This is a genomic window from Cupriavidus sp. 05N39 (genome assembly GCF_056397325.1).
Window position 1 is genome coordinate 24,518 of the sequence record NZ_JBFTNE010000134.1, and the last position, 6,120, is coordinate 30,637.

At 68.3% G+C, this 6,120-nt stretch carries 4 protein-coding genes; all 4 read left to right on the plus strand.

Annotated elements, in window-relative coordinates; genetic code table 11:
* Positions 1 to 27: 27 nt before the first annotated feature.
* The 4 genes from AC1DN0_RS36575 to AC1DN0_RS36590 are packed head-to-tail and all read left to right on the plus strand — an operon-like array spanning position 28 to position 5,248.
* Positions 28 to 1,827 (plus strand): FAD-binding protein, encoded by a 1,800-nt coding sequence (locus AC1DN0_RS36575; protein ID WP_441636198.1) that lies wholly within the window; start codon positions 28 to 30, stop codon positions 1,825 to 1,827.
* The gene (locus AC1DN0_RS36580) at positions 1,811 to 2,578 is read left to right on the plus strand and encodes an SDR family oxidoreductase (RefSeq protein ID WP_441636200.1); all 768 of its coding nucleotides are present in this window, start codon (positions 1,811 to 1,813) and stop codon (positions 2,576 to 2,578) included. Before AC1DN0_RS36575 ends, AC1DN0_RS36580 begins: the two co-directional genes overlap by 17 nt.
* A gap of 11 nt (positions 2,579 to 2,589) precedes the next feature.
* Complete coding sequence (locus AC1DN0_RS36585; RefSeq protein WP_441636202.1) at positions 2,590 to 3,618, plus strand: 2Fe-2S iron-sulfur cluster-binding protein; 1,029 nt, start codon at positions 2,590 to 2,592, stop codon at positions 3,616 to 3,618.
* A gap of 1 nt (position 3,619) precedes the next feature.
* Complete coding sequence (locus tag AC1DN0_RS36590) at positions 3,620 to 5,248, plus strand: FadD3 family acyl-CoA ligase (protein WP_441636204.1); 1,629 nt, start codon at positions 3,620 to 3,622, stop codon at positions 5,246 to 5,248.
* Positions 5,249 to 6,120 lie beyond the last annotated feature (872 nt).

Genomic DNA, 6,120 nt, shown 5'->3' on the forward strand with positions numbered 1-6,120 from the left:
CGTGAACCCAGTGCCGGAGCCTGCGCGATGACCGCCAACGCCTTCGTTCCCGATCCCGCATCCGATCCCGTTTCTGATCCCGCCTGCGGCGGGGTCAACGCGGTATTGCCGCCGCTGGTCGTCGCCGACCCGGGCGCCTACCGTTGGGATGCCCGCTGCGACGTGGCGGTGATCGGCTTCGGCGCGGCCGGCGCCTGCGCGGCGCTCGAAGCCGCACGGGGCGGGCTCGACGTGATCGTGGCTGAGCGCTTCGAAGGCGGCGGCGCCAGCGCCAGGAGCGGCGGCGTGGTGTATGCCGGCGGTGGCACGCCATACCAGCGGGCCGCCGGCTACCGTGACACGCCAGAGGCCATGGCGGCTTACCTGCGGCAGGAGGTTGGCGACGCGGTCGGCAATGGCACGCTGCAGGCATTCTGCGAGCGCAGCACCGGCATGATCGCCTGGCTGGAGCAGCTGGGCGCGCGCTTTGCCGCCACCGTGCCGCCACGCAAGACCTCGTATCCCGCGCAGGACTACTACCTCTACTACTCGGGCAACGAGGCCGTGGCGGAGTACGCGCGCCACGCGGAGCCGGCGCCGCGCGGCCATCGCTGCAAGGGCAGCGGCATGTCCGGTCACGTGCTGTACGGCGTGCTGCGGCGCGCGGTGCAGGCGCAGGCCGGGGTGGACGTGATACGCCACGCGGCGGCGCGCCGCCTGATTGTCGATGGACGGGGCACCGTCATTGGCGTGGAACTCCGGCGCCTGCCGCCGGGCCGCCTGCAACGCCGGCATGCCCGCCTGGCGCGCTGGGCCGAGCGCCTGCACAACCTTTCCCCGGCGCTGGCCGATGCCTTGCGCCGGCGCGTGACGCAGCTGGAAGACGATTTCGCGCAGCCCTGTGCAGTGCGTGCCGGCGCCGTTGTGCTGGCCACCGGCGGCTTCATCTTCAACCCGGCCATGGTGGCCGCGCATGCGCCCAAGTACCGCCGCAACTGGCGCCTGGGCACCACCGGCTGCGATGGCAGCGGGATCCGCCTCGGCCTGTCGGTCGGGGCGGCGGCGCGCCACCTGGAGCGCGTTTCCGCGTGGCGCTTCATCAATCCGCCGTTCGACTGGGCACGTGGCTGCGTGGTCGACGCGCAAGGCGCGCGCATCGGCAACGAGGAAGTCTACGGCGCGCGGCTGGGCCACGCCATCTGCGAGGAGCACGGCGGCCGCGCCTGGCTGATCCTGAACGCCGGGCTGGCGCGCGCGGCCCTGCGCGATTGCGTCACCGGACGCCTTTGGGCCTTCCAGCGCGTGCCCGCCATCATGCTGATGCTGTTCGGCGCCACGCGTGCGCCGGGTATCGCGTTGCTGGCCGACAAGCTGGGCATGCCGCGCGCGGCATTGCTGGCGACGCTGGCTGCCTATAACGCGGCGGCGCGCGGCGAGCTGCCCGACCCCGCAGGGAAATCCGCGGCGATGTGCGCATCGCTGGAACGCGGGCCCTACCTGGCCATCGATATCTCCGCGCATAGCCGCGCATTTCCCTGTCCCGCCATCACCCTCGGCGGCCTGCGCGTGGACGAGACGTGCGGCCAGGTGCTGGCGGAAGGAGCCGGCGGCCAGGCGGCGCCGATCCCGGGCCTGTACGCGGTCGGCCGCACCGCGGTCGGCATCGCATCGAATCACTATGTGAGCGGCCTTTCGCTCGCCGACTGTATCTGGTCGGGGCGCAATGCCGGGCGCCATCTCGTTGCCCTGGCAGCCCTGGCAGCCCTGGCAGCCCTGGCGGACCAGCCGGGCCGCAATGAACACATCGACGAACACACCAAGGAGACAAGCCATGAGCAACCGAGTTGAAGGAAAGATCGCCATCGTCACCGGCGCCGCCAGCGGCGTCGGCAAGGAAGACGCCTTGCTGCTGGCGCGCGAAGGCGCGCGCGTGGTGCTGACCGACCTGAACGAGGCGGCCGGCCACGCCGTGGCGCGCGAGATTGGCGACACCGCCATCTTCGTGCCCCACGATATCGCCAGCGAAGCCGGCTGGCAGCAGGTCATGCAGCGCACCCAGGAGCATTTCGGCACGCCGGACGTGCTGGTCAATAACGCCGCGGTGCTGGCGCTGGGCTCGGTGGAGGACACCACGCTGGAGCAATGGCAGGGCATCATGCGCATCAATGCCGACGGCTATTTCCTGGGCTGCAAGTATGGCGTGGGCGCGATGAAGCAAAACGGCGGGGTCATCGTGAACATGTCTTCGGTGGCGGCGCTGGGCGGCATGAGCATGTTCTGCGCCTACAGCGCCAGCAAGGGTGCTGTCACCGCGCTCACCCGCAGCGTGGCGGCTTACTGCAAGCAGCGCGGCTACAAGATCCGCTGCAACTCCGTGCATCCGGACGGCATCCTGACGCCGATGACGGCTGCCCTGATGCAGGGCGCGGCCGACGCCCCGGCCACCCATGAGCAGGCGGGCGGCGATCCGATGCAACGCATGTGCCTGCCCGGCGACGTGGCAAACCTGGTGCTGTTCCTGGCCTCCGATGAGTCGCGCTACGTCAACGGCGCCGAGCTGCGCATCGACAATGCGCAGACCATCATGGGCATCGCCTGATCGCGGACATCATGGTGCAAGCGCAATTCCACCCGCTGCGCATCGCCCAGGTGGTGGCCGAAACCGACGAGGCAAGCTCGCTGGTGTTCGAACTGCCCGAAGGACTGCGCGATACCTTCGCCTACCGGCCAGGCCAGTTCCTGACGCTCAAGGTGCCGCTGGAGGGCGCCGCGCAGCAGCGCTGCTACTCGCTGTCCAGCAGCCCCCAGGTCGACAATGCGCTGCGGGTGACCATCAAGCGCGTGCGCGGTGGTCGCGTATCCAACTGGATCTGCGACCGSCTCGGGGCTGGCGACACGGTTGACGTCATGCCGCCCGCGGGCGTGTTCACGCCCCGCAGCCTGGATGGCGACCTGCTGCTGTTCGCCGGCGGCAGCGGCATCACGCCGGTGCTGTCGATCGCCAAGGCGGCGCTGCGCCATGATGGCGGCAACGTCACGCTGATCTACGCCAACCGCGATGAACGCAGCGTGATCTTCCGCGATGCGCTGCGCGACCTGGCCGCGCGCCACGCGGACAGGCTGCGCGTGATCCACTGGCTGGACAGCGTGCAAGGGCCGCCCTCGCAGGCCCAGCTCGAAGCGCTGGCCTCGCCGTGGGGCCACGCCGACTGCTTTATCTGCGGGCCGGGGCCGTTCATGGACGGTGCCCAGGCCGCCTTGCAGGCCCTTGGCGTGGCACGCGAGCGGATTCACGTGGAGCGCTTCGGCGCGCCGCCGCCCGCCGCAGGGCAGGCCGAAGAAGTGGCCCCGCCGGTTTCCGCTGCGGCTGCGCTGGAGGTGGAGCTGGATGGCGTACGCCACCGGCTCGACGCGCAGGCGGGCGAAACCGTGCTCGACGCCATGCTGCGCGCTGGCATCGCGGCTCCGAACTCCTGCCGCTCCGGCCTGTGCGGCGCCTGCATGTGCCAGGTGACGCACGGCGAGGCAACGCTGGGCGAGAACCATGTGCTTGACACCGCCGACCGCGAGGCCGGCTGGACCCTGGCCTGCCAGGCCCGCGCGGCCGGCAGCGAACTGCACCTGAAATTTCCCGACTGACATGATGACAACTGACACCATCGAAACCGCCCGGGGGTTGGCCGACGCCGCCAGGGCGGGGCAGGCCGTTCCCGCCACCATCCCGGAGCTGGTACGCACGGCCGCCGCGCGCCACGGCGCGCGCATCGCCATCCAGGAGGATGGGTTGCGGCTCAGCTTCACGGCGCTGGACGCGCTGCGCGCGGAGGCGGGACGGGCGCTGCTCGCGCTCGGCGTGGTGCCTGGCGACCGGGTCGCCGTGTGGGCGCCCAACCTGTCGGAATGGATCGTCGCCGCCCTGGCCACGCACAGCATCGGTGCGGCGCTGGTGCCAATCAATACCCGCATGAAGGGCATGGAGGCCGGCGCGATCCTGGCCGACAGCGGCGCGCGGGTGCTGTTCTGCATCGACGACTTCCTCGGCGAGAGCTATCCGGAAATGCTGGCGCCGCACCGGCCCGCCACGCTGGAGCGCGTGGTGGTGCTGCGCGGGCGCGTGGGGCGGCAGATGGCGCCGGATGAGCTTGCATGGGCAGACTTGCTGGCCCTGGCGCCGCGGACCAGCGAGGCGGAGTTCCAAGCTTGCGAGCGTGCCGTGACCGGCGACTGCCTGATGGACATCATGTTYACCTCGGGCACCACCGGMCGCCCRAAAGGCGTKATGACCGCGCATGCGCAGAACCTGCAGGCCATCCAYGGCTGGGCCTCRATCACCGGCGTGGAGGCCGGCGACCGCTACCTGATCGTCAATCCCTTCTTCCACACCTTCGGCTACAAGGCCGGGTGGCTGGCGGCGCTGGTCAGCGGCGCCACCATCCTGCCGCACCTGGTGTTCGATGCCGAGGCGGTGATGACCCGCATCGAGAACGAGCGCATCACGGTGCTGCCCGGCCCGCCGACGCTTTACCAGACACTGCTGAACAATCCGCGCTTGCGGGAATTCGACCTGTCCTCGCTGCGCGTCGCGGTGACCGGCGCGTCGGCGATCCCGCCCGTGCTGATCCAGCGCATGCAGCGCGAACTGGGCTTTCGCGAAATCTTCACCGGCTATGGCCTGACGGAATCGTGTGGGTTCGCCACGCTGACCCGCGCCGGAGACGATGCCGATCTCGTGGCGCTGACGTCGGGCCGCGCCATGCCCGGTGTCGAACTGCGCTGCCTGGATAGCGACGGCCAGCCGGTGCCGGCAGGCGAACCCGGGGAGGTGGCGGTGCGCGGCTACAACGTGATGCGGGGCTACTTCCAGCTGCCGGAAGCCACCGCGGAAGCGATCGATGCGGGCGGCTGGCTGCGCACGGGCGATGTCGGCACGCTGGACGTGCGTGGCAACCTGCGGATCACCGACCGTATCAAGGACATGTTTATCGTCGGGGGCTTCAATTGCTATCCGGCCGAGATCGAGAAGCTGCTGGTGTCGCATCCGGCGATTGCGCAGGTGGCGGTGGTAGGCGTCCCGCACGAGCGCCTCGGCGAGGCGGGGAAGGCTTTTGTGGTGCTGCGGCATGGCAGCAAGGTTGGTGCCGATGAGCTGATTGATTGGGCGCGGCGGCATATGGCCAACTATAAGGTGCCGCGGGAGGTGGTGTTTGTGCAGATGCTGCCGACTAGTGCGGCTGGGAAGATTCTTAAGTATCGGTTGAGGGAGGGGTGATGGGAGGTTGGATTTGGGCTTCTGGCTGCTGATGCAGAGTGGCGTGGGTGGGCGGGGTTTTAGCGCTTCTAGCTGCTGTCGCGGCTGTRCGGGGTTGGCCGTTTTCGCACACGGAGGTGTCACTTTTCTTTACTCGTAAAGAAAAGTAACCAAAAGAAAGCGATCCTTGCAGGAGGCTGGCGTGTCAGGGTTGCGTAGCCCAATGGTTTCGTCGTCAGGCCCCGGGTTCTAGTGGCCTCATGCCGTTACCAATTCGAATGGCCACGATCCCGTCAATGACACTGGTTCCGTAGTAAGGCCCCCGGTAGCGGCTCCCTGCCCATTCGCCCATCTGCCGGTACCGGCTCGGAGCATCACGATCCATCACGCCGTAACGGTTTCGTGGTGGGGTGGGCGCGGTGAAGAAGTTCTTCGTCCTAGCATTCCGGTGCCACCGCGCCCACGACAAAAATGGGGGGCCTGCAACTTCGTGGTGCTCGCAGAAAAAACGGCAACGAAGTTGCCAGCGTCTCAAGCTTCGTCGTGGGCGCGGTGGCACCGAATTGATAAGCCGATGACCTCACCACCGCGCCCACCCCACCACGAAACCGTYACGACGTGATGTGTCGTGACGATTCGCGCCGGTAACGGCAGATGGGCGAATGGGCTGGAATTCCGCTACCGGGGGCACCACCACGAATCCCTGGGCATTGGCCGGGTCGTGGTGCTCTGAATCGGTAACGGCACGAGTCTGTTAGAACCCGGGGCCTGACGACGAAACCATTGGGCTACGCAACCCCGACACGCCAGCCTCCTGCAAGGATCGCTTTCTTTTGGTTACTTTTCTTTACGAGTAAAGAAAAGTGACACCTCCGTGTGCGAAAACGGCCAAC